This window comes from Streptomyces sp. (assembly GCF_036566765.1).
Classification (GTDB): Bacteria; Actinomycetota; Actinomycetes; order Streptomycetales; family Streptomycetaceae; genus Streptomyces.
The window spans coordinates 1-21,399 of the sequence record NZ_DATCVQ010000145.1; the positions used below are offsets into that span (position 1 = coordinate 1).

Genomic DNA, 21,399 nt, shown 5'->3' on the forward strand with positions numbered 1-21,399 from the left:
CTGGGGCTCGACGTGCTGTGGCGCACCACCGAGCGGGTGTCGGGTGAGCACGATCTGCTGATGGTGGGGCCGGCCGGCGGTGGGTGGCACTTCGAGCTCGCGCTCGACCCCGAGCGGCCGGTCGAGCCGACGCCGACCGTCGAGGACCTGTTCGTCGTCTACCTCGGCGCGCCCGTCACCGAGGAGCAGGTCGCGCGGCTGGTCGCGGCAGGCGGGGAACGGGTGACGGCGCACAACCCGTACTGGGACGAGTACGGGGTGACGGTCGCCGACCCCGACGGGTACCAGCTGGTGCTCTGCTCCCGCACTTGGGGCTGAGGGTCCCTAGGGCCTGTCCGGCGGATCAGGCCCTAGCCGCGCTTCACGGCCCGCAGGACCACGAACTTCGGGTCGCTCGCGACGAGTTCGCAGTTCCCGAAGACGCGGCGAAGCGTCGCGTGGTAGCCGAGGTGGCGGTTGCCGATGACCCACAGCTCGCCGCCCGGGCGCAGGACCCGCCGCGCGCCGGAGAACATCCGGCGGGCGGTGCGGTCGGTGGTGGCCTGGTGGCTGTGGAAGGGCGGGTTGTTCAGGACCAGGTCCACCGACTCGGCGGGCAGGTCCGCCACCCCGTCGGCGACCAGGAACTCCGCCTTGCGGCCGGGCTCGGCGTTGGCGTGGAAGGTCTCCTCTGCGGAGGCCACCGCCTGGTACGACTCGTCGGTGAAGACCAGCTCGGCGTCCGGTTCGCGCAGCGCGACCGCCAGGCCGACGACTCCGTTGCCGCAGCCGAGGTCGACGACCCGGGCCGGGCCGAGGCGCTCGGGCAGGTGCTTCAGGAAGAAGCGGGTGCCGATGTCGAGGCGGTCGGCGCAGAAGACGCCGGCGTGGTTGGTGACGGTCCGGCCGGCCACTCCGGCGGCGGCGTCGGCGGGCAGGTCGTAGCGGTACGGCCAGGGGTTCGCGCCCGGCCGGAGCGCGGGGTCGGGCGTGGTGTGGACGAGCCGGGCCTTCTTGACCGCGAGCGACGTGCGGGTCGGGCCGAGGATCCGCTCGAAGAGCGTGAGGGTGGAGGTGTGGATCTCCTTCACCATGCCGGCGCCCACGACCACGGTGCCGGCGTGCACGGCGGGCGCGAGCCGGTGCAGCTGGTCCTCCAGGAGCGCGAGGCTCTTCGGGACACGGACGAGGAGTACGTCGATCCGGTCGGGCGGGGAGTCCTGGGTCGTGAGGAGGCGGACCCCGCCGTCCTCGGCCCCCACCTCGGCCCCGGCTCGGGCGAGGTTGGCGAGGGTCGCCTGGCGGCCCAGATGGGAGTCGGCGATCTGGACGACTTCCCCGGCGGCCCCCGCCGCGGCCGACAGAACGGTCGTCAGCGCGCCCCAGCGGTCGCCGACGACGGCCACCGTGCCGGACAGGTCCTGGTCGGTCTCGTGGAGGTGCCGCAGCAGATACTCGTCCGCCGCGTCCCAGGCGCGCAGGGCATCGCGCGGGTCCTCGGGGAAGCGGGTGAGTTCGAACTCGCCCCATGACGTGGTCAAACGGTTCATCGTGCCTCCCAGGCTAGCCGGTCGGCGGGGCGGCTCAGGGCCGCGGTGCGTACGGGTGCGCGAGTCCGTCCGCCCGCGCCGCCGCCTCCAGGTGGAGGTGCCAGAGGCCGGGGCGGCCGGTCAGGGTGACCGTCGAGAGCGGCCGGACGTCCACGTTCCAGTACGTGGCGGGCGGCGCCTTCAACGCGTACACGAGGGCGGCGCGGACCACCGCGGGCTCGGCGACCGCGACGATCGCGCCGTCGTCGGCGGGCCGGGTGTCGAGCCAGTTGCCGACCCGGGTGATGAAGGCGAGGAGCGGTTCGCCGCCGTGCGGGGCGGTGCGGGGGTCGGCGAGCCAGGCGTCGACCGCGGCCGGTTCGAGCGCGGCCACCTCGGCGAGGGTCAGTCCGCGCCACCGGCCCATGTCGCAGTCCCGGAGCGCGGGCTGGGCGAGCGGCGCGTAGCCGAGGGCCTCGCCGGTGGCGCGGCTGCGGGGCGTCGGGGAGCAGTAGCGAAGTTCGGCCGCGCCGAGCGGGACGAGCGCCTCGGCGGCGAGCTGCACCTCGTACCAGCCCGCGGCGTCGAGCGGACGGTCGTCGTCGAACCGCTCCGCGAGCAGGGAGGAGCTGCGTGCCGCGGCGACCAGCGTGACCCGGAGTCCCATGGGCGCGATCGTGAGGCCGCGATCCCCGTAGGTCAAGAGTTCGACGGTCGCGGCCGGAGGTCGGATGCGGCCGGCCCCCGTGCTCAGTACGGTCAGGACTCAGTCAGGACTCGGTCAGGACTCGGTCAGGACGGCGCGTTCAGGCCGAGGGACATCCACATCGCGGGGTCCTGGAGCGGCTTGAAGCCGATCTTCTCGTACACGCCGTGGGCGTCGGCGGTGGCGAGCATGATGCGCCGCACGCCGCACGGCTCCAGGCGGTCGCGGACCGCGGCCACCAGCGCGGTGCCGAGCCCGGTGCCGCGGGCCGGGCGGTCGACGTACACGTCGCAGAGCCAGGCGAAGGTGGCGTGGTCGGTGACGACCCGCGCGTACCCGACGAAATCGCCGGTCTCGCTGTGGTACGCCCCGAAGTTGAGGGAGCCGTCGATCGCCCGGTCCTGGGCGGCGCGGGTGCGGCCCAGGGCCCAGTAGGCGTCCGTGGAGAGCCAGTGGTGCAGGCGTGCGCGGTCGAGCCGGGCGGGGTCGGTGGAGATCTCGTACGCGCCGTACGGGGTGAGGGTGTGCTCGATCGGTTCGGTCATGATCGAAGGCTCGCAGGGGGCGGGGCGGCTGTCAGGCCGTTTGCGAGGCCACGTGCGCCGCCGCCCCGCTCAGCCCGTCAGCTCGTCGACCGCCGTGCGCAGCCTGCGTACTCCCTCCGCGATCTCCGTCGGGCCCGCCACCCCGGCGAAGCTCAGGCGGATGTGTCCGGCCGGGGGTTCGGCGCTGAAGTACGGGCGGCCGGGGGCGAGGGCCACGCCGGCGCGCAGGGCGGCGGACAGGAAGGCGGGCTCGTCGAGGGGGTCGGGGAGGCGGAGCCAGAGGTGGTAGCCGCCGGAGGGGATGCGCGGCGGCAGCACGAGCTCGGGCAGCCGCACGGCCAGGGCGGCGGTCAGGGTGTCCCGGCGGCTCGTCAACTCGCCCGCCACCGCCCGCAGATGGCGGCCCCACGCGGGCGCTCCGACCAGTTCGAGAGCGGCTTCCTGAAGCGGCCGGGGGACGAAGAAGCTGTCCACGACCTGGATGGCCCGCAGCCGCTCCAGGACCGGCCCGCGGGCCGCGAGCGCGCCGACGCGCAGGCTTGCCGAGGTCACCTTCGTGAGCGAGCAGACGTGCACGACGACGCCGTCCGGATCGTCGGCGACGAGCGGCGCGGGCAGCGGCCCCGCGTCCTCGTGGGCCAGCCGCCGTGCGAAGTCGTCCTCGACGACGAACGCGCCCGCGGCCCGCGCGATGCGCAGCACCTCACGGCGGCGGGCCCCCTGGAGGACGGCGCCTGTCGGGTTCTGGAACAGCGGCTGGCAGACGAACACCCGCGCCCCGGTGGCGCGGAACGCGGCTTCGAGGAGGTCGGGGCGGACCCCTTCGGCGTCCATCGGGACCGGCACCGGCCGCAGCCCGGCGGCGCGGGCCACGGCGAGCATGCCGGGGTACGTCGGCGACTCGACGAGCACCGGCGTGCCGGGCGAGCCGAGCGCGCGCAGCGCGGTGGTGAGGGCGGACTGGCCGCCGGCGGTGATCAGGATCTCGGCGGCGGTGACGCTGCCGCCGATCTCGCGGGCGAACCACTCGCGCAGCTCCGGCAGCCCGTCGGCGGGCGGGCGGCCCCACGCTCCGGGCCTGCGCCCCGCCCGGGCCAGCGCGGCGGCGAGGGCGCGTTCCGGCTGGAGCGAGGGGTGCAGATAGCCGCCGTTGAACTCGACGACGCCGGGCGGCGGGGCGGCCAGGGTGACCAGGACGCCGGAGGCGTCGACGGACCGGGGGACGAGCTCGGTGGCGGTGTCCGCGCTGAGCGCGACCTCCTGCCAGGAGGTGTCGCCGGTCGCGGGCGCGGCGGCGCGCGGCTCGGCGCGGAAGGCCCCGGCGCCGGGCCGGGTGACGACGAGCCCCTCGACGGCGAGCTGGGCCAGCGCGCGGGTGACCGTGACCGGGGAGACCCGGTAGCGCTCGACGAGGGCGCGGCTGGATGGCAGCTTCCCTCCGGGAGAGTAGCGGTCGAGCTCGGACCGCAGGGAATTCGCCAACTCAGCGACACTGCTACGCTCTTGCATGACGACACAGAATAGCGCTACTCGCCTCACCACGATAGCGGTCGGCACCCCGCGAACCCCGGCCACGCCCGCCGGGACGGCGGCCACGGACGCCCGGCCCGCGACGGCGAGCCCCAGGACCCGCCCCCTCGGCACCCTCCTGGCCGCCCTCGGCGTCGTCTCGTTCTCGCTCACCTTCCCCTCCACCGTCTGGGGCCTGGAGAGCTTCGGGCCCTGGTCGCTGGTCGCCGTGCGGTCCGCTCTCGCCGCGTTGATCGCCGGGGCGTTCCTGCTCGCGATGCGGGTGCCGGCGCCTGAGCGGCGGCACTGGGGCGGGCTGGTCGTCGTCGGGCTGGGCGTGGTGGTGGGGTTCCCGTTGCTGACCACGCTCGCTCTGCAGACGTCCACCACCTCGCACGCCGCCGTCGTGGTGGGGCTGCTGCCGCTCACCACGGCCGCCTTCGCCGCGATCCGCACCGGGCGCCGGCCCTCCCGGACCTTCTGGGCGGCCGCGATCTCCGGGGCCGTCGTGGTCCTCGCGTTCACCGTTCAGCAGAGCGGCGGCGCGGTGTCGACCGGCGACGTGTACCTGTTCGGCGCGCTGCTGGTGTGCGCCGCCGGGTACACCGAGGGGGGCAGGCTGGCGGCTCAGATGCCGGGCTGGCAGGTCATCGGCTGGGCGCTGATCCTCTGCCTGCCGCTCGCCGTGGTCGGCTCGGCCGTCGCCCTGGCGTACGAGCCGGTCCACCTCACCGCCCACGGCGTGATCGGCCTCGTCTGGGTGGCGGCCGGCTCGACGTTCTTCGGGCTGTACGTCTGGTACCGCGGCATGGCCGAGATCGGCATCCCGCGGGCCAGCCAGCTCCAGCTCGCCCAGCCGCTGCTCACGCTGGTCTGGTCCGTGTCGCTGCTGGGCGAGCAGCTCTCCCCCGCCGCCCCGCTGGCCGCCGCGGGCGTGCTGGTCTGCATCGCGGTCACCCAGCGCGCCAAGTGACGCCCGGCAGGACACCTCGGGGTGACGCAGGTCACAATGGCAGACGTAGACTCCGAAGTACGGAAGGCCGGTCGCGAGGAGGTCATTCCCGATGCAAGCGAGCGTGGGCGACAAGTTGCTGGTGCACGGCCGCACCGTCGGTCAGCACGACCGTACGGCCGAGGTACTCCAGGTACTGGGCGAGAACGGCACGCCCCCGTACCGCGTCAAGTTCGACGACGACGGTCACGAGGCCCTGATGTCGCCGGGCCCCGACACCGTCGTACGCCATCACGAACAGCCGATGTGATCACGGGCGGAAGCGTGAGGGCCGCGGCCCCCGCCCTCACCGCGGCGTGCGGACCATGGTCGGGTAGTGATCGGCCACCACGGTGGCCATCGCCCCGATCCGGTCCGTCGCGACCTCACTGGCGGCGAAGAAACAGTGCCCGCCGACCGACGGGTACCGCCCCGCCAGGCTGAGGTGCCAGGAGAGCTCCCGCGCGTCCTGCCACGGGGCGGCCTGGGCCGGATCGCCGGCCTTGTACAGCGCCTCGCCGATGTAGAGCCCGACGCCGGTGCCCTGGGCGACACCGTCCCACCAGGCCACGAGCTCGGCGTAGTCGGCGCCGGCGAAGCCGATGCTCCAGTACAGCTGCGGGACGATGTAGTCGATCCAGCGCTCCTGGACCCACTTACGGGTGTCCGCGTACAGGTCGTCGTACGTCTGGACGCCGCCCTGGGTGTTCGAGCCGAACGGGTCGGTGTCGGCATTGCGCCACACCCCGAAGGGGCTGATCCCGAAGGCGACGTCCGGCTTGAGCCGCTTGATCCGCTGCGCGGTCTCCCCCACCAGCAGATCCGTGTTGGCCCGCCGCCAGGACGCCTTGTCGGGGTAGTCGCCGCCGTACCAGCCGTAGGCCTCGTCGTCGGCGAAGCTCTGCCCGGCCACCGGGTACGGGTAGAAGTAGTCGTCCCAGTGGAAGCCGTCGAGGTCGTAGCGCTGGACCGCGTCGAGCATCGCGTCCTGGACGAAGGACCGGACCTCCGGCAGCCCCGGGTTGTAGTACAGCTTCCCGCCGTACGGCACGACCCAGTCGGGGTGCCGCCGGGCCGGGTGGGCGGCGGACAGCCGGCCGGGGTCGGTGTGGTTGGCCACCCGGTACGGGTTGCACCAGGCGTGCAGCTCCAGGCCGCGGGCGTGCGCCTCCGCGACGGCCGTGCCCAGCGGGTCCCAGCCCGGGTCCCGGCCCTGGACCCCGGTGAGGCACTGCGCCCACGGCTCGTACGGCGAGGGCCACAGGGCGTCGGCGGTCGGCCGGACCTGGAACACCACCGTGTTGAGGCGGCGGGCCACGGCCGTGTCGAGATGGCCGATCAGCTCCGCCCGCTGCTGGTCGGCCGTCAGGTCGGTCCGCGAGGGCCAGTCCCGGTTGCCGACGGTGGCCAGCCACATGCCGCGGAACTCGGTGGTGCGTTGTGGGCTTCTTCTCATCTTCCCGGCCGCGTCGGGACCGCCGTACGGACCACCGTCCGACCCCGCGCCGGGGCCCTCGTACGCCCTGGTCGCACCGCCGAGGCCCAGTGCCGCCGCCGCACCGGCCGCCCCGGCCACGAAGCCCCTTCGTCCCATTCGCCGCATCAATGCCCCTCGGATGTCGGGTACGTCACACCTGTCCGCCCAGCATGCCCCTCCCGAACGATCGATCAAAAGAGCCGAGCGGAGTAACGTCATGGGGTCGAGGCGGAGAACCGGAATCACACGGGCCCGCCGCCAGAGCAGAGCGAAAGACACGAGGTGACGGACTCCATGGCCGACATTGAGCGCGTCGGAGTGGTCGGCTGCGGCCAGATGGGCGCGGGCATCGCGGAGGTGTGCGCCCGCAGCGGCCTCGACGTGAAGGTCGCCGAGACCACCGGCGAGGCGCTGGAGATCGGCCGCACCCGGCTCTACAACTCGCTGTCCAAGGCCGCCGAACGCGGCAAGCTCAGCGAGGAGGAGCGGGACGCGGCGCTCGCGCGGCTCAGCTTCACCACGGACCTGGGCGAGTTCGCCGACCGGGACCTCGTCATCGAGGCCGTCGTGGAGAACGAGCAGGTCAAGACCGAGATCTTCCAGGTGCTCGACCAGGTGATGACCCGCCCGGACGCCATCCTGGCCTCGAACACCTCCTCCATCCCGCTGGTGAAGCTGGCCGTGGCGACCTCCCGCCCGGACCACGTCATCGGCATCCACTTCTTCAACCCGGCCCCGGTGCAGAAGCTCGTCGAGCTGATCCCCGCCCTCACCACCTCCGAGGGCACCATCAGCCGCGCCCAGGCCTTCGCCGAGAAGGTCCTCGGCAAGCACGCGATCCGCGCCCAGGACCGCTCGGGCTTCGTGGTCAACGCGCTCCTCGTGCCGTACCTGCTCTCCGCGATCCGGATGTTCGAGTCGGGCATCGCCAGCCGCGAGGACATCGACAACGGCATGGAGTTCGGCTGCGCCCACCCGATGGGCCCGCTCAAGCTCTCGGACCTGATCGGCCTCGACACCATCGCCTCGATCGCCGACTCGATGTACAGCGAGTTCAAGGAGCCGCTGTACGCCGCTCCCCCGCTGCTGCAGCGCATGGTGGACGCGGGCCGGCTGGGCCGCAAGACCGGCTCGGGGTTCTACGTCTACCCCTGAGCCCCCCGAACCGCGCCCGGGCTTCCGCTGCCACGGGCGCGCAGGCCGGACGGCCCGTACACCGCACAGGTACGGGCCGTCCGGTGTTTCTCAGCCCAGCTCCCCGGTCGTCACCCGAGCCGCAGATGATGGAGCATCAGCAGCCCCGCCGCCATGTTCGCGGCCGGGATCTCGCCGCGAGCGACCATGTCGGGGATCTGCTTGAGCGGTATCCACGCCCGCCGCGAGGACTCGAAGTCGTCCTCGGGCGGGCCGATGTACGTGGCCTCCTCGGACCAGTAGAGGTGGTGCCGGGCGTCGGTGAGGCCGTTGGCCGGTTCGACGGTGAGGAGATGCCGCAGCGGGCCCGGCCGCCAGCCGGTCTCCTCCTCCATCTCCCGGGCGGCGGCGACCTCGACGTCCTCGCCGTCCTCGACGACGCCGGCGGCCAACTCCCAGCCCCAGCTGTCGGTGATGAAACGGTGGCGCCAGAGCATCAGCACCTCGTCGGCCTCGTTGACGGCCGTCGCGACGGCGACCGGGCGGAGCCGGATGAGGTAGTGGTCGAGGTGGCGGCCGTCCGGGAGCTCGACGTCCGCGAGGTTCACCCGGAACCAGCGGTTCTCATAGACCGGTTGTTCGCTTAGTTTCGTCCACTGCACGTTTCTGCCACCTTCCGATCGGTCGGTGGCAATATCGCAGCAGCTCGCGACTCAGAGCGGAACGCGCAGCGCCCCGTCGATCAGCTCCGCCGCCTCCCGGGCGTCCCCGCCGCCGCTCGCGAGCAGATGCTCCCGCACCAAGCGGAGCCGGTCGCGCAGCCGTTGGGACTCCATCCCGCGGGCCCGCTCGGTCATCTCCACCGCCGTCCGGGCCGCCCGGTCGGCCTCGCCCTCCCGCAGCTCGATCTGGCAGAGCATGGCGAGCCGGTGCACCCGACCCCGGTCGTGCGCCGGGGTCGAGACGGCCGCCGCCGCGTGCTCGTGGGCCGCCGAAAGATCACCCAGGCTGAGCAGCGCCTCGGCGATCTGCACGTTGACGAGCCCCGGCTGCACATAGCCGGTCTCGGCCGGCTCGGAGCCGGGGCAGATCCGCTCCGCCTCCGCCTCGGCCCGCCGGACGCACGCCAACGCCGCGGCCCCGTCGCCGAGATGGGCGTACGCCTTCGCCTGCATCGCCGACAGGTCGGTGGCGAGCGCCGGGGTGATCCGCCGGCCCGCCGACCGCAGCGCCGCCTCCGCGAACGCCACCGCCTGCCGGTGCTCCCCCATGAACAGCGACTGGTTGACCAGCAGCGCGATCACGTAAGCGCCCAGCCCGCGGTCCCCGCTCGCCTTCGCCAGGCGAAGCGCCTGGTGGAAATAGCGCTGCGCCAGGCCGTGCGCGTCGGAGTCGTACGCGCAGATGCCGGCGATCGCGACCAGGCCGCCGGTCGCCCGGTGCAGCTGCCGGCCGAGCTCGTCGTTGTACGAGCCGCGCAGCAGCGGCGCGGTCTCGGAGTTGAGGAAGCCGACGATCCGGGCGCGCGTCGCGAGACCGCCGGCCTTGCGGTACATCAGCTCGTAGTGGGCACGGGCGGCGCGCAGCAGGGCGACGTCGGACGGCGCGACCCGGGTCTGGCCCTCGCGCGAGACGTCGGCGTCCTCCGGCGGGTTCTCCCACTCCCAGACCGGCATCACGGCGGGGGTGCCGGTGACGGCGGTCGCACCGAGGACGTGCGGCCGCTGCTGTTCGTCGGAGCGCCACAGGGCGGTGGCCCGTTCCACGAAGCCGGAGAGCGGCGAGCCGGGCGAGGCGGCGGCCGAGGAGCCCGGGACGCCGAGGCCGATGTCGTCCAGGGTGACGGTCCGGTGCAGTCGGGCGGCCAGCACCTCGCAGATCAGGTCGGGCACCTGGCCGCGCGGCCGCTGGCCCTTCAACCAGCGGGCCACGGCGGTGTGTTCGTACCTCAGGGCGAGGCCCCTGGCGCGGCCGGCCTGGTTCACATGGGCGGCCAGGCCCGCGTGCGAGACGCCCGCCTCGTCGAGCAGGGCGTCGAGCAGGGTGTTGGGCTGCATGCGGCCCCTCCCGGTGGTTCGGTGCGCCCAGGGTAGGGCCGATTCGCACGGGGTGTGAATGGAATGCCCGCATAAGCACCCTGTGCGCTCTGCCGCCGTACCGCCGGGGGCTGTTGACTGAGCGTCCTCTCCACAGAGGGCCCCTGCCCCTCGCGGAGGACCCGCCTCCCCTCGAGGCGGCCGGGCCGTCAGCTCCCCCTCTTACAGCGCGACGGCCCGCCCTGCGCCGTCCGTCCTGCCGATCTGCCCGACACTCCGTGGCAGGGCGGGCGGCGCCGACCGGAGGCGCCCGTCGCTCCCGCTAACGCGGGGAGGGCGCCGGTCGGGTGCGGCGCAGCCCGGGTTCGGCGGGCTGCGCCGGAACCCGCATCCGGTCGTTGCGGACGACGAGCAGCGCGACGTCGTCGGCGAGCCGGCCGCCGGTGTGCCGGAGCAGCGCGGTGTGCACCCGGCTGACCAGGGCCGCGGGCGACACCGGCGCGTCGCGGGCGGCCTCGGCCAGGACGGCGTCCAGCGCGAAGAAGCGGCCCGCGGCGTCCCGGGCGTCCTCCGCGCCGTCGGTGTGCAGCAGCAGCGCCTCGCCGGGGCGCAGCCGGGTGCAGCGGTACGGGGTCAGGTCGGCCGGGAGCGGGAACGCGCCGAGCGGCGGCAGCGGATCGCCGGCCGGGACGGGCTCCACGCGGGGCCCGAGCCGGTACGGGCCGGGGTGGCCGCAGTTGAGCGCGTACACGGTCCCGTCGGGGCGGATCTCCAGGAGCAGCACGGTGACGAACTCCTCCGCCGCCGGATGCTCAGGCTCCGCGCCGCCGGCCGCCGGGTGCTCGTCACGGGCCCGCTCCCGCAGATGCCGGGCCAGGGCGCGGTCCAACCGGCGCAGGACGCCGCCGAGTTCGGGCTCGTCGTGGGCGGCCTCGCGGAAGCTGCCCAGGACGGCGGCGACGGCCCCGAGCGCGGCGAGGCCGTGACCGCGGGCGTCCCCCATGAGGACGCGCACGCCGTACGGGGTGGCGGCGGCCTCGTACAGGTCGCCGCCGACCTCGGCGCCCCGGGAGGCGGAGAGCTGTGCGGCGGCGAGCACCAGACCGTCGAGGCGGGGCGGCATCGGGCGCAGCAGCACCCGCTGGGCGGCGTGCGCGATGGCCCGCATCCGTTCCAGCTCGCGGGCGAGGCCGCGGCGGATGCCGAGGACGAGTCCGGTGCCGACGCTGAAGAACACGACGCTGGTCGCTATGCGCATGGGCAGACCGGGCTGCTGGGCGAGTGGACAGCCGAGCTTCCAGGTGACGGCCACGGCACCCCAGAGGCCGGGAAGGACGAGCGGGCTCAGCCGGCGGAGCCGGAAGCCCTCGGAGAGCGACGACCTGGTACGGATCATGCACGGCCCTCCCTGAGGCCCTCCAGCGCGCAGGCCCGCCCCTGCGGCCGCGTCGATTCTTTCGACGCCCGGGGTCACGGGGGAACATCCACCAGACTTCTCACCCGAAGGAGTGAGCGCCACTCCCGCGCCGCCCCGCGCCATCCCCGCGCCACCCGCACGGACGGCGGGCCCCCGTACGCCCGTACGGCGAGACGCGCAGGAGTCAGGGCGCCCGGCCGGCCACGATGTCGACGACCCTCTGGTAGAGCCGCTCCGCCCCGGTCAGGTCGCCGCGCAGGTGCAGGACGGCGCCCAGGGCGTTCAGCGGCGGGGTGAGCCGGGGGTCGTCGGGGCCGTAGGCGCCTTCACCGAGGCGGACCGCGAGGCGCAGGACCTCTTCCGCCTCGGCGGGCCGGCCCAGCGCTTCGAGCAGGACTCCCAGGGCGGACGCCGCCTCGGCCGACGCCGCCTCGGCGCTCTCGGCCGAGGCGGGACCGCCTGCGCCGCGGGCGAGCCGGAGGGCCGCCCGCAGTGCGTGCTCGGCCTCCGCGTACCGGCCGCGGGCCCGGTGCCACCGGGCCCGCGCCAGGTGCTCGTCCACCCGCCGCCGCAGGATCGCCGTGTCCACGATGCCCGACCCAGGACGGCCTACGCGGGGACCTTCGCCCCGGACCGCCGGCGCGCGGTGTCTCCCGCGAGGTGCCGCACGACGTGCTCCGCGTCCCGGCCCGCGCCGCCGATGAGCATGGACGCGAAGGCGTACTGGAAGGCCAGGCCGACGAAGTACAGGCCCGGCGACGAGGGCGTCACGCCGCGCTCTTCGAGCGGCCAGCCGTCCTCGTCCGTGACCGGGATGTCGATCCAGGAGAAGTCCTGCCGGAAGCCGGTGCACCAGAGGACGTTGGCGACATCGAGCACCCGGCCCCCGTCGAGGACGGGCAGACCGTCGCTCGTGCCGACCGTCCGCTCCGGGGTCGTCTCGACGCCTGCGCGGGAGAGGTCGGCCCGCTTGATCCGGATCAGGGGCCCGCCATGGGCTCTGACGTCCGGGCGCATCTTGCGGCCGATCGGTGTCCGGAGGGTCAGCAGGTGCTGCGCGAGGAACCACAGCACCGGGAAGATCGCGTGCGCGGGACCGCCTTCGATGTCGAAGGGGATCTCGCCGTGGATCTTGCCGCTCAATACGGTCGGGTGACCGGCCATCGCCACCTCATGGGCGATGTCCCCGCCGGAGTGCGAGGCTCCGACCACCAGCACGCCGCCGGGCCGCAGCTGAGCGGGGTTCTTGTAGGCGCTCGAGTGCAGCTGCGTGATCCGCGGGTCGAGCGCGTCGGCGAAGCCGGGGACGTACGGGGTCCGGCCGAACGTGCCGGAGGCGACCACGACGTTGTCGCACACATAGGGCGCCGTGTCCGTCGCCACGACGTACCGTCCGTCCTCGCGGCCCACCCGCATGACGCGCTGACCGTTGCGGACGGGCAGCCCGAAGGTCTCGGCGTACGTCTCCAGGAAGTCGGCCATCTCGTCCTTGGTGGGAAAGGACATCGGCGGCGCCGGGAAGCGCATCCCGGGCAGCGAGGCCACGCGCGCCGGGCTGAACAGGCGCAGCGAGTCCCAATGGCACCGCCAGTTGTCGCCGACGCGGGCGTTGCCGTCCAGGACGACGAACGGCAGGCCGCGCCGAGCAAGGTGGTATCCGGTCGCAAGACCGGCCTGACCTGCGCCGATGACGACCGTCTCGATGTGTTCCGCCCTGTCGCTGAGGTTCATCGTCGGCCTCCTCGTACGTTCCTTGTGATCGACACTAGGAGGGCGGGGCCGCGACCGCTTCGGGAGAACGCCCCAACCGTACAGCGCGACGGCGATGGGTCATTCTGTCCACCGCGCCGGCCCTCCGACGAGGTCGTGCTCGTACGCGTAGGCGGTGGCCGCGGACCTGGAGGACAGGCCGAGCTTGCCGAAGATGTTGCTCAGGTGCCGGGCCACCGTCTTCTCGCTGAGGGCCAGTTCGGCGGCGATGGCGTGGTTGGTCCGGCCGGTGGCGACGAGGCGCAGGACCTCGGTCTCACGGGGGCTGAGCCCGGCGTCGCCGCCCGGTCGCTCGCCGGTGAGCGCGTCGAGCCGGGCCAGGTCGGGGGCCGCGCCGAGCTGCCGGAACGCCTGACGCGCCGCGTCGAGTTCCAGCCGGGCCGTGTCGGCGTCCCCGAGCCGCTGTCGTGCCAGGCCCACCAGGACGCGGGACCGGGCCCGGTCGTGGGGAGCGTCGAGTTCGACCCACGTCCGGCCCGCGTCGAGCAGGGCGTCGAGCGCGGCCGGCGCATCGCCCTCGGCCAGGAGCACGGCCCCTCGGGCATGGGCGGCGACGGCCCCGAGCAGCGGGGCCCCGATGTCGGCGGCGATCCGCGCCAGCTCGTCCGCGGCGCTCCGGGCCCGGGCCACGTCGCCGGCGGCCAGCATGATCTCCACGTACGCGGCCAGGATCCTCGCCCGCAGGAGCCGCTCCGGCGTCTCCTCCGCCGCGGCCTTGACCGCGGCGACGGCCGCGTCGGTCCGGCCCTGGGCCAGCCACAGCAGCGCGAGCCCGGGCTGCGCGGGGTGCCCGTACCGGGCGGACAGCCGGTAGCCCTCCTCGGCCCTGGCGAGCGCGCCGCGCAGCCGGTGCAGTTCGGCCTGCTGGTAGTAGGCCATGCCGAGCGCCGGCTGGCCCGGCGGCTCGGAGAGCCGCTCGCACGCCCGCCGCGCCTCGTCCAGCGCGTCGGGCCAGGCGCCGCGGGTCTGGAGCACCTGGGAGCGATGGACCAGGCACTGGCCGCGGTACGGGACGAGTTCCGGCTGGGAGGCGCACCATTCGGACAGCGCCGCCGTCCACTCCTGCGCCCGGCGCAGGTCGAAGAGCTCCTGGCAGGCTTCGATGACGCTGCAGTAGACGATCCCGGTCACCAGCGGCGACAGCTCGCCGGAGGTGACGGCGATCATGCTCTCGTCGAGCAGCGTCAGACCGGCTGTGACGTCTCCCCCTGCGATCAGCGCCCGGCCCTGGCCGTGCCGCGCGAGGGCCACCAGCTCCGGGTCGCCGAAGCGCTCGCCGATCTCGACGGCCTCGCTGAAGACCGCGTACGCGGCGTCGAAGTCGCCCTCGTAGACGAGCCGCATGCCGGAGGGGACCCGCACCCAGCCCTGCTCCGCACAGTCGAGCCGCGCGTCGTCGAGCAGTCGCTGGGCCCGGGCGAGCCAGCCGCCGCCGCGGGCCGTCTCGCCCTTCAGGATGAGCGGCACCGCCATCCAGAAGGCGCAGCGCACCGCTCGCGCGGGCAGGCCCAGACGCAGGTAGGCGTGGTGCGCCCGCTCGGTCGCCGCGCCGCTCTCCGCGTCGTGACCGACCAGGTAGGCGGCGGTGGCCAGCCGTACGAGGTCGTCGGCCCCGAGCGGCTCCTCCTGGTCGGCCTGCGACAACCGGGTGTAGGCGTCGCGCCACGCCTGGCGAGCGAAGGCGTCCCGGGCCCGTTCGAGTTCAGCGGCGACGTCCATGGGGCCTCCTCCCCCCATTGCACCTCGCGCGCACGAGGCCTGCCAGGGCGAGGAGGCTCGGAGGAACGACGGAGGGCCGCCGCCGGGGTGTCCCGGCGGCGGCCCTCCGGCCGTGGGGTGCGCCTTACGCGCCGCGCAGCGTCGCGCCGAAACGCTCCGCCGCCAGGGCGACGGCGGCGTCGCGGGCCGCGGACGCCTCGTCGACGGTGAGGGTGCGGTCCGGGGCGCGGAACTTCAGGGCGTACGCCAGGGACTTCTTGCCCTCGTCGATCTGGTCGCCGGTGTACACGTCGAACAGCCGGATGGACTCCAGGAGTTCACCCGCGCCCTCGCGCAGCGCCGACTCGACCGTGACGGCCGGGACGTCCGTGGCGACGACCAGGGCGACGTCCTGGGTGGCGACCGGGAAGGAGGAGATCCGCGGGGCCTTCAGCGGCCCCTCGTTCGCCTTCTCCAGCAGGTCCAGGTCCAGCTCCATCGCGCAGGTGCGGGCCGGCACGCCCAGCGCCTTGACGACGCGCGGGTGCAGCTCGCCGGCGTGGCCGACGAGGACCTGCTCGCCGTCCACGACGGCGTGGAAGGCGGCGCAGCGGCCCGGGTGGAACGGGGCGTGCTGGTCGGCGCTGATGATCAGCTCGACCCCGGCCTCGGCGGCGACGAGCCGTCCGGCCTGGATCGCGTCCGCCCAGTCCGACGGGCGGCCCTTGCCCCACCAGCCGGCCTGCTCGCGGGCGCCGGCGAGGACGACGGCGACGCGGTACGGCTGCGCGGGCAGCGCGGCGTCGAGGCTCGCGATCTCCTCGTCGCTGGGACGGCGGTCGGCCCCGAGCCGCTCCGCCTCGCCCGGCTTCTCGCCCGGCCGGAAGACCAGACCGGTCTCGAAGAGCGCCAGGTCGTGGCCGCCGCGGCCGTCGTTGCGGCGCAGCGCGCCGAGCAGGCCCGGCAGCAGCGTCGTACGGAGCGCGGGCTCCTCGTCGGAGAGCGGGTTGACCAGCGTCACCAGGCCCCGGCGCGCGTCGTCCGCGTCCAGGCCGAGCTGGTCGAGGGCCTGCTCGCCGATGAACGGGTAGTTCAGCGCCTCCACGTAGCCGGCGCCGGCCAGCGCGCGGCCGACCCGGCGGCGGGTGCGCTGCCGCTCGGTCAGCCCGCGGCCGGCGGGCGGCTTGGGCAGCGTGGAGGGCAGGTTCTCGTACCCCTCGAGCCGGATGACCTCTTCGGCGAGGTCGTTCGGCTCGTTGAGGTCGGGACGCCACGAGGGCACGGCGACGACGAGCTCGTCCTGGCCGTGGACGTCGCAGCCGATCTCCTGGAGACGGCGGACGACGGTCTCGCGGCCGTAGCCGACGCCCGCGACCTTGTCGGGGTGGTTCGCCGGCATGGCGACCGTGCGCGGCGCGGACGGCGTGACGATCTCGGTGACGCCGGCCTCGGCCGTGCCGCCCGCGAGCAGCACGAGCAGGTCGACGGTGCGCTGCGCGGCAGCGGCGGCGGCCTGCGGGTCGGTGCCGCGCTCGAAGCGCTTGGACGCCTCGGAGGACAGCTTGTGACGGCGCGCGGTGCGTGCGATCGAGATCGCGTCGAAGTGCGCGGCCTCGATGACGACCTCGGTGGTGCCGGTGACGACGCCGGTCTCGGGGTCCGTGACGGAGTCCGCGATCTCGGTGTTCTGGCCGCCCATGACGCCCGCGAGGCCGATCGGCCCGCGGTCGTCGGTGATGACCAGGTCCTCGTGGTGCAGGGCGCGGTGGGCCCCGTCGAGGGTGACGAAGTGCTCGCCCTCCTCGGCGCGGCGGACGCCGATCGTGCCCTGGACGCGGCTGCGGTCGTACGCGTGCAGCGGCTGGCCGAGCTCCAGCATCACGTAGTTGGTGATGTCGACGGCCAGCGAGATCGGGCGCATGCCGGCCTTCTGCAGGCGACGGCGCAGCCAGATCGGGGAGCGGGCCTCGGGGTCCAGGCCGACGACGGTGCGCGCGGTGAAGCGGTCGCAGCCGATCGGATCGGAGACCTGGACCGGGTAGCCGTACGAGTTCGGCGCGGGCACGTCGAGCAGCGCCGGGTCGCGCAGCGGCAGGCCGTACGCGATGGCGAGCTCGCGGGCGACGCCGCGCAGGGACAGGCAGTAGCCGCGGTCCGGGGTGACGGCGATGTCGAGGACCTCGTCGTACAGCTCCAGGAGGACCGTGGCGTCGATGCCGATCTCGTGCTCCGGCGGCAGCACGATGATGCCGTGCGTGCCGTCGTCGCCCATGCCGAGCTCGTCGCCGGAGCAGATCATGCCGCGCGAGACCCGGCCGTAGGTCTTGCGCTCGGCGATCCGGAAGTCACCGGGGAGCACGGCGCCGGGCAGCGCCACGACGACCTTGTCGCCCTCGGCGAAGTTCCGGGCGCCGCAGATGATCTCCTGCGGCTCGCCGGTGCCGTTGGCCTGGCCGACGTCGACGGTGCAGAAGCGGATCGGCTTCTTGAACTCCGTCAGCTCCTCGATGGTGAGGACCTTGCCGACCACCAGCGGGCCGGTCAGGCCGGCGCCGAGCTGCTCGACGGTCTCGACCTCGAGGCCGGCCGAAATGAGCTTGGCCTGGACGTCGCGCCCGGTCTCCGTCGCCGGCAGGTCGACGTACTCCCGCAGCCAAGAAAGCGGGACCCGCATCAGATCTCCATCCCGAACGGCCGGGTGAACCGGACGTCACCCTCGACCATGTCTCGCATGTCTTCGACGTTGTGGCGGAACATCAGCATCCGCTCGATGCCGAACCCGAAGGCGAATCCGCTGTACTTCTCGGGGTCCACGCCGCAGGCGATGAGCACCTTCGGGTTGACCATGCCGCAGCCGCCGAGCTCGATCCAGCCCTCGCTGCCGCAGGTGCGGCAGGGCCGGTCGGGGTTGCCGACGGACTCGCCGCGGCAGACGTAGCAGAGCATGTCCATCTCGGCGGACGGCTCGGTGAACGGGAAGAAGTTCGGCCGCAGCCGGGTCTTCATGTCGGGTCCGAAGAGCGCCTGGACCATGTGGTCCAGGGTGCCCTTGAGGTCCGCCATGGTCAGGCCCTCGTCGACAGCGAGCAGCTCGATCTGGTGGAAGACCGGGGTGTGCGTGGCGTCGAGCTCGTCGGTGCGGTACACGCGGCCCGGGCACACGACGTAGACCGGGGGCTCCCGGTCGATGAGCGTGCGGGCCTGCACCGGCGAGGTGTGCGTGCGCAGCACGATGCCGGACTCGTCGCCCGTGGTGCCCTCGGGGCCCTGGACGAAGAAGGTGTCCTGCATCTGCCGGGCCGGGTGGTCCGGGACGAAGTTCAGGGCGTCGAAGTTGAACCACTCCGCCTCGACCTCGGGGCCCTCGGCGACCTCGTACCCCATGGAGACGAAGACGTCGGAGACCCGCTCCATGAGCGTGGTCAGCGGGTGGCGGGCGCCGGCCGGGACGCGGTCGTACGGAAGGGTGACGTCCACCGCCTCCTCGACCAGGACACGGGCGTCGCGCTCGGCCTCCAGCTCGGTCTGGCGGGCGGCCAGCGCCTTGGAGACGGCGCCGCGGGCCTGGCCCACGAGCTTGCCGGCGGCGGCCTTGGCCTGCGGAGGCAGGGCGCCGATCTCCCGGTTGGCCAGCGCCAGCGGCGAGGTGCCGCCCGTGTGGGCGGTCTTCGCGTGGGCGAGCGCGTCGAGGTCGCCTGCGGCGGCGAAGGCGGCGAGCGCCTCGTCCCGCATGCGCTCGATCTCTTCCGGTTTCAGTGCCTCGACCTCTACAGGGTCGTACGACTTATTGGGTGCCGACATCTCTTCCCGTGCTTCCTTTGGCTGGCTGGGCGCGGCCCCCGCTCGACACAAGGGCGCAAACGTGCCAAAGGTCGAGTCTAACGGGGTGCAGTGACGCGAATGAGCCCGTGGGCGGCCCGCGCGGCTTCGATCTCGTCAGGCGAGATAGGCCGGGGCGCCGACGGGCAGGATAAATCGGAATTCGGCGCCGCCCCGGGGGCCGCTCCCGACGGTGATGGTCCCGCCGTGGGCCTCGACGATGCCCTTCACGATGTACAGGCCGAGGCCGGTGCCGCCGCGCTTGCTCCCCCGCCAGAAGCGGGTGAAGACACGGCCCATCGACTCCTCGGGGATGCCGGGGCCTTCGTCGCTCACGGTGACGGCCGTGCCTTTCTCTTCGTCCTGCCTGGTCGCGGGTGCCACGTCGATGGTGACGGTTCCCTCGCCGTGCCGCACGGCATTTTCCAGCAGGTTGCCGAGCACCTGGTCGATCTTGTCCGGGTCCGCCCACAGATCGGGCAGGCCGGAGCGGACGCGGACGAAGAACCGGTCCGGGGACTGGCCGCCGGTGGTGTGCGCCTGGATGTGCCGGCCGACGGCGGCGGCGATGTCGACGGGCTGGCGGCGGACCTCCAGGCGGCCGGAGTCGATCCGGGAGATGTCGAGCAGCTCGGCGATGAGCCGGGTGATCCGGTTGGCGTCGGCGTCGACGGTCTCCAGCATCAGCCGCTTCTGGTCGTCGGTGAACCGCTCCCACTTGGCGAGCAGGGTCGCCGTGAAGCCCTTGACGGAGGTGAGCGGTGAGCGCAGCTCGTGGGCGACGGTGGCGATCAGCTCGGCGTGGCTGCGCTCGGTGCGCCGCCGCGCCTCGGTGCCGCGCAGGCTGACCACGACCCGGCGGACCGGGCCGGTGGGCGTGTCGCGGACGTAGCGGGCGGAGACCAGGACCTCCCGGCCGCCGGGCAGGAGCAGGTTGCGCTCGGGCTGTCCGGTACGGGTGGCGAGCCCGCCGTACGGGTCGGTCAGCGGCCACCAGCGCCGGCCCTTGAGGTCCTCCAGGGGCAGCGCCTGCTCCAGCGGCAGGCCGAGGGCCCGGGCCGGGGGCACGGAGGTGATGCGTCCGGCGGCGGCGTTGAAGCAGACGACCCGGCCGGCGGCGTCGGCGACGACGAGCCCGTCGGGGAGGTCGTCGGGATCGACCGGGACGAGGGCGGCGGGCTCGGGAGCCGGGGGCGGCGCCGTGGCCTGCTGTGGCTCGGCGGGCGCGTCGGAGGTGTGCGGCGGCTCGGGAGCGGGGGGCGCGTCGAGGGCCTGCGGCGGCTCGGAGGCGTGCGGCGTCGTGCTCTGCGCGCGTGCGGGCCTGTCCGTGTCGACCGTCATCCCCGTACCCCACCCCTCCGTGTGACGCAGTGGGCCCCCGAGCCCGTCACCCTACTAGCTGAAGGTGACGGCGTGGACCCCCTCAGTGGGTACGTCGGGGGCGCTGGGCTCGCGCGGACGCGTACAGGCACACGGCGGCGGCGGTCGCGAGGTTGAGGCTCTCGGCCTTGCCGTGGATGGGAACGCGCACCACGGCGTCCGCGAGCGCGCGGGTCTCCTCCGGGAGCCCCCAGGCCTCGTTGCCGAAGACCCAGGCGGTGGGGCCGCCCATGGTGCCGGCGTCGAGCTCGTCGTCGAGGTCGTCCTCACCCGCCCCGTCGGCGGCGAGGATCCGCACACCGGCGGCCTTGAGCCCGGCGACGGCCTGCTCGACGGGGACCCCGACGGCCACCGGCAGGTGGAACAGGGAGCCGACGGAGGCGCGCACCGACTTGGGGTTGTACGGGTCGACGGAGGCGTCGGTGAGGACGACGGCGTCGGCGCCGGCCGCGTCGGCGCAGCGCAGCACGGTCCCGGCGTTCCCGGGGTCGCGGACGTGGGCGAGGACGGCGACGAGCTTGGGCCGGGCGGCCAGGATGTCCTCGAACGGCGAGTCGAGGAAGCGGCAGACGCCGAGCAGGCCCTGCGGCGTGACGGTCTGCGAGACCTCGGCGAGCACGGCGTCGGAGGCGTAATGGACGCGGGCTCCGGTGGCGCGTGCAGCCTCGACGATGTCGGCGTACCGCTCGGCGGCCTCGACGGTGGTGAAGAGCTCGACGAGGGTGGGCTGCCCGTCGACGCCGCGGTGTGCGACGGCCTCCCGGACGGCCTGCGGGCCCTCGGCGATGAACCGGCGGTCCTTGCCCCGGAAGTTGCGCTTGGCCAGCCGCCGGGCGGCGACGACGCGCGGGGAACGCGGGGAGATCAGCTCGGGGGTGACCATGGGGTGCGGCGGTTCTCTCTTCGTGGTCCGGGGCTCGTGCTCAGGGAGCGTAAAGGCGGTCGGCGCGATCGGCCCGGTCGGCGCGATCGGGTGCCAACGCACCCGGACCCGCAGGCGCACGCGCGCCTGCGGGTCCGGGCAGAAGTACTGCGGCCTGGAAGATCAGGCGGCGGCCTTCGGAGCGTTGACGTCGGCCGGCAGAGCCTTCTGCGCGACCTCGACCAGCGCGGCGAACGCGTTGGCGTCGTTGACGGCCAGCTCGGCGAGGATCTTGCGGTCCACCTCGATGTTGGCAGCCTTCAGGCCCTGGATGAGGCGGTTGTAGGTCATGCCGTTCAGGCGGGCAGCGGCGTTGATGCGCTGGATCCACAGCTGACGGAAGTCGCCCTTGCGCTTCTTGCGGTCGTTGTAGTTGTAGACCAGCGAGTGGGTGACCTGCTCCTTGGCCTTGCGGTACAGGCGCGAACGCTGACCGCGGTAGCCGGAGGCCGCCTCGAGGATCGCCCGGCGCTTCTTGTGGGCGTTG

20 protein-coding genes are annotated in these 21,399 nt (G+C 73.8%); 4 read left to right on the top strand and 16 right to left on the bottom strand.

The window, feature by feature from the left end; translation table 11 throughout:
• Nucleotides 1-318, top strand: a 318-nt coding sequence (locus VIU94_RS07485; protein ID WP_331908859.1) for a VOC family protein, incomplete at its 5' end; no start/stop codon positions are given.
• A gap of 32 nt (nucleotides 319-350) precedes the next feature.
• Here VIU94_RS07485 and VIU94_RS07490 read toward each other — a convergent pair.
• The 4 genes from VIU94_RS07490 to VIU94_RS07505 form a co-directional block, all read right to left on the bottom strand.
• Nucleotides 351-1,529, bottom strand: coding sequence for a methyltransferase (locus tag VIU94_RS07490; RefSeq protein WP_331908861.1), 1,179 nt, complete (start codon nucleotides 1,527-1,529; stop codon nucleotides 351-353).
• Nucleotides 1,530-1,563: 34 nt separating this feature from the next.
• The gene (locus VIU94_RS07495; RefSeq protein WP_331908863.1) at nucleotides 1,564-2,175 is read right to left on the bottom strand and encodes a histidine phosphatase family protein; all 612 of its coding nucleotides are present in this window, start codon (nucleotides 2,173-2,175) and stop codon (nucleotides 1,564-1,566) included.
• 125 nt (nucleotides 2,176-2,300) lie between these two features.
• Nucleotides 2,301-2,759, bottom strand: coding sequence for a GNAT family N-acetyltransferase (locus tag VIU94_RS07500; protein WP_331908865.1), 459 nt, complete (start codon nucleotides 2,757-2,759; stop codon nucleotides 2,301-2,303).
• 69 nt (nucleotides 2,760-2,828) lie between these two features.
• Nucleotides 2,829-4,268, bottom strand: a complete 1,440-nt coding sequence (locus VIU94_RS07505) for an aminotransferase-like domain-containing protein (RefSeq protein ID WP_331908867.1) — start codon at nucleotides 4,266-4,268, stop codon at nucleotides 2,829-2,831.
• Here VIU94_RS07505 and VIU94_RS07510 point away from each other — a divergent pair.
• Together VIU94_RS07510 and VIU94_RS07515 are read left to right on the top strand one after the other, a co-directional pair.
• Entirely contained in the window at nucleotides 4,267-5,241 is a 975-nt protein-coding gene (locus tag VIU94_RS07510; protein WP_331908869.1) for a DMT family transporter, read from the top strand. The two genes, VIU94_RS07505 and VIU94_RS07510, sit on opposite strands and share 2 nt — an antisense overlap.
• 91 nt (nucleotides 5,242-5,332) lie before the next feature.
• A complete protein-coding gene (locus VIU94_RS07515; protein WP_331908871.1) occupies nucleotides 5,333-5,530 on the top strand; it encodes a DUF1918 domain-containing protein in 198 nt (65 codons plus the stop codon).
• Between the two features lie 36 nt (nucleotides 5,531-5,566).
• Here VIU94_RS07515 and VIU94_RS07520 read toward each other — a convergent pair whose 3' ends face one another.
• Nucleotides 5,567-6,862, bottom strand: coding sequence for a glycoside hydrolase family 10-like protein (locus VIU94_RS07520; protein ID WP_331908873.1), 1,296 nt, complete (start codon nucleotides 6,860-6,862; stop codon nucleotides 5,567-5,569).
• A 168-nt stretch (nucleotides 6,863-7,030) separates the two neighbouring features.
• Between VIU94_RS07520 and VIU94_RS07525 the strand changes: the two genes are divergently transcribed.
• A complete protein-coding gene (locus VIU94_RS07525) occupies nucleotides 7,031-7,891 on the top strand; it encodes a 3-hydroxybutyryl-CoA dehydrogenase (RefSeq protein ID WP_331908875.1) in 861 nt (286 codons plus the stop codon).
• 110 nt (nucleotides 7,892-8,001) lie between these two features.
• On the opposite strand, the gene VIU94_RS07530 is transcribed toward VIU94_RS07525, so the two are convergent.
• The 11 genes from VIU94_RS07530 to rplT all read right to left on the bottom strand — a co-directional run.
• A complete protein-coding gene (locus VIU94_RS07530) occupies nucleotides 8,002-8,532 on the bottom strand; it encodes an NUDIX hydrolase (protein ID WP_331908877.1) in 531 nt (176 codons plus the stop codon).
• Between the two features lie 51 nt (nucleotides 8,533-8,583).
• Nucleotides 8,584-9,927, bottom strand: coding sequence for an NsdA family TPR-like regulatory protein (locus VIU94_RS07535; RefSeq protein WP_331908879.1), 1,344 nt, complete (start codon nucleotides 9,925-9,927; stop codon nucleotides 8,584-8,586).
• A 301-nt stretch (nucleotides 9,928-10,228) separates the two neighbouring features.
• On the bottom strand, nucleotides 10,229-11,302 hold the full coding sequence (locus VIU94_RS07540) for a PP2C family protein-serine/threonine phosphatase (RefSeq protein WP_331908881.1): 1,074 nt from the start codon (nucleotides 11,300-11,302) through the stop codon (nucleotides 10,229-10,231).
• Nucleotides 11,303-11,507: 205 nt separating this feature from the next.
• Entirely contained in the window at nucleotides 11,508-11,912 is a 405-nt protein-coding gene (locus VIU94_RS07545) for a tetratricopeptide repeat protein (protein ID WP_331908883.1), read from the bottom strand.
• 20 nt (nucleotides 11,913-11,932) lie between these two features.
• Nucleotides 11,933-13,054, bottom strand: a complete 1,122-nt coding sequence (locus tag VIU94_RS07550) for a flavin-containing monooxygenase (RefSeq protein ID WP_331908885.1) — start codon at nucleotides 13,052-13,054, stop codon at nucleotides 11,933-11,935.
• A gap of 99 nt (nucleotides 13,055-13,153) precedes the next feature.
• Nucleotides 13,154-14,812 (bottom strand): LuxR C-terminal-related transcriptional regulator, encoded by a 1,659-nt coding sequence (locus tag VIU94_RS07555; RefSeq protein WP_331908887.1) that lies wholly within the window; start codon nucleotides 14,810-14,812, stop codon nucleotides 13,154-13,156.
• Between the two features lie 124 nt (nucleotides 14,813-14,936).
• Nucleotides 14,937-17,465, bottom strand: coding sequence for a phenylalanine--tRNA ligase subunit beta (pheT, locus tag VIU94_RS07560; protein ID WP_331908889.1), 2,529 nt, complete (start codon nucleotides 17,463-17,465; stop codon nucleotides 14,937-14,939).
• The gene (gene pheS, locus VIU94_RS07565; RefSeq protein WP_331908891.1) at nucleotides 17,465-18,592 is read right to left on the bottom strand and encodes a phenylalanine--tRNA ligase subunit alpha; all 1,128 of its coding nucleotides are present in this window, start codon (nucleotides 18,590-18,592) and stop codon (nucleotides 17,465-17,467) included. The genes pheT and pheS overlap by 1 nt, the downstream gene beginning before the upstream one ends.
• 135 nt (nucleotides 18,593-18,727) lie before the next feature.
• Entirely contained in the window at nucleotides 18,728-19,951 is a 1,224-nt protein-coding gene (locus VIU94_RS07570; RefSeq protein WP_331908893.1) for a sensor histidine kinase, read from the bottom strand.
• 82 nt (nucleotides 19,952-20,033) lie between these two features.
• Complete coding sequence (locus VIU94_RS07575; RefSeq protein ID WP_331908895.1) at nucleotides 20,034-20,873, bottom strand: TrmH family RNA methyltransferase; 840 nt, start codon at nucleotides 20,871-20,873, stop codon at nucleotides 20,034-20,036.
• Between the two features lie 162 nt (nucleotides 20,874-21,035).
• Nucleotides 21,036-21,399 (bottom strand): 50S ribosomal protein L20 (gene rplT, locus VIU94_RS07580; protein WP_331908897.1); only part of this gene is annotated, 364 nt, incomplete at its 5' end.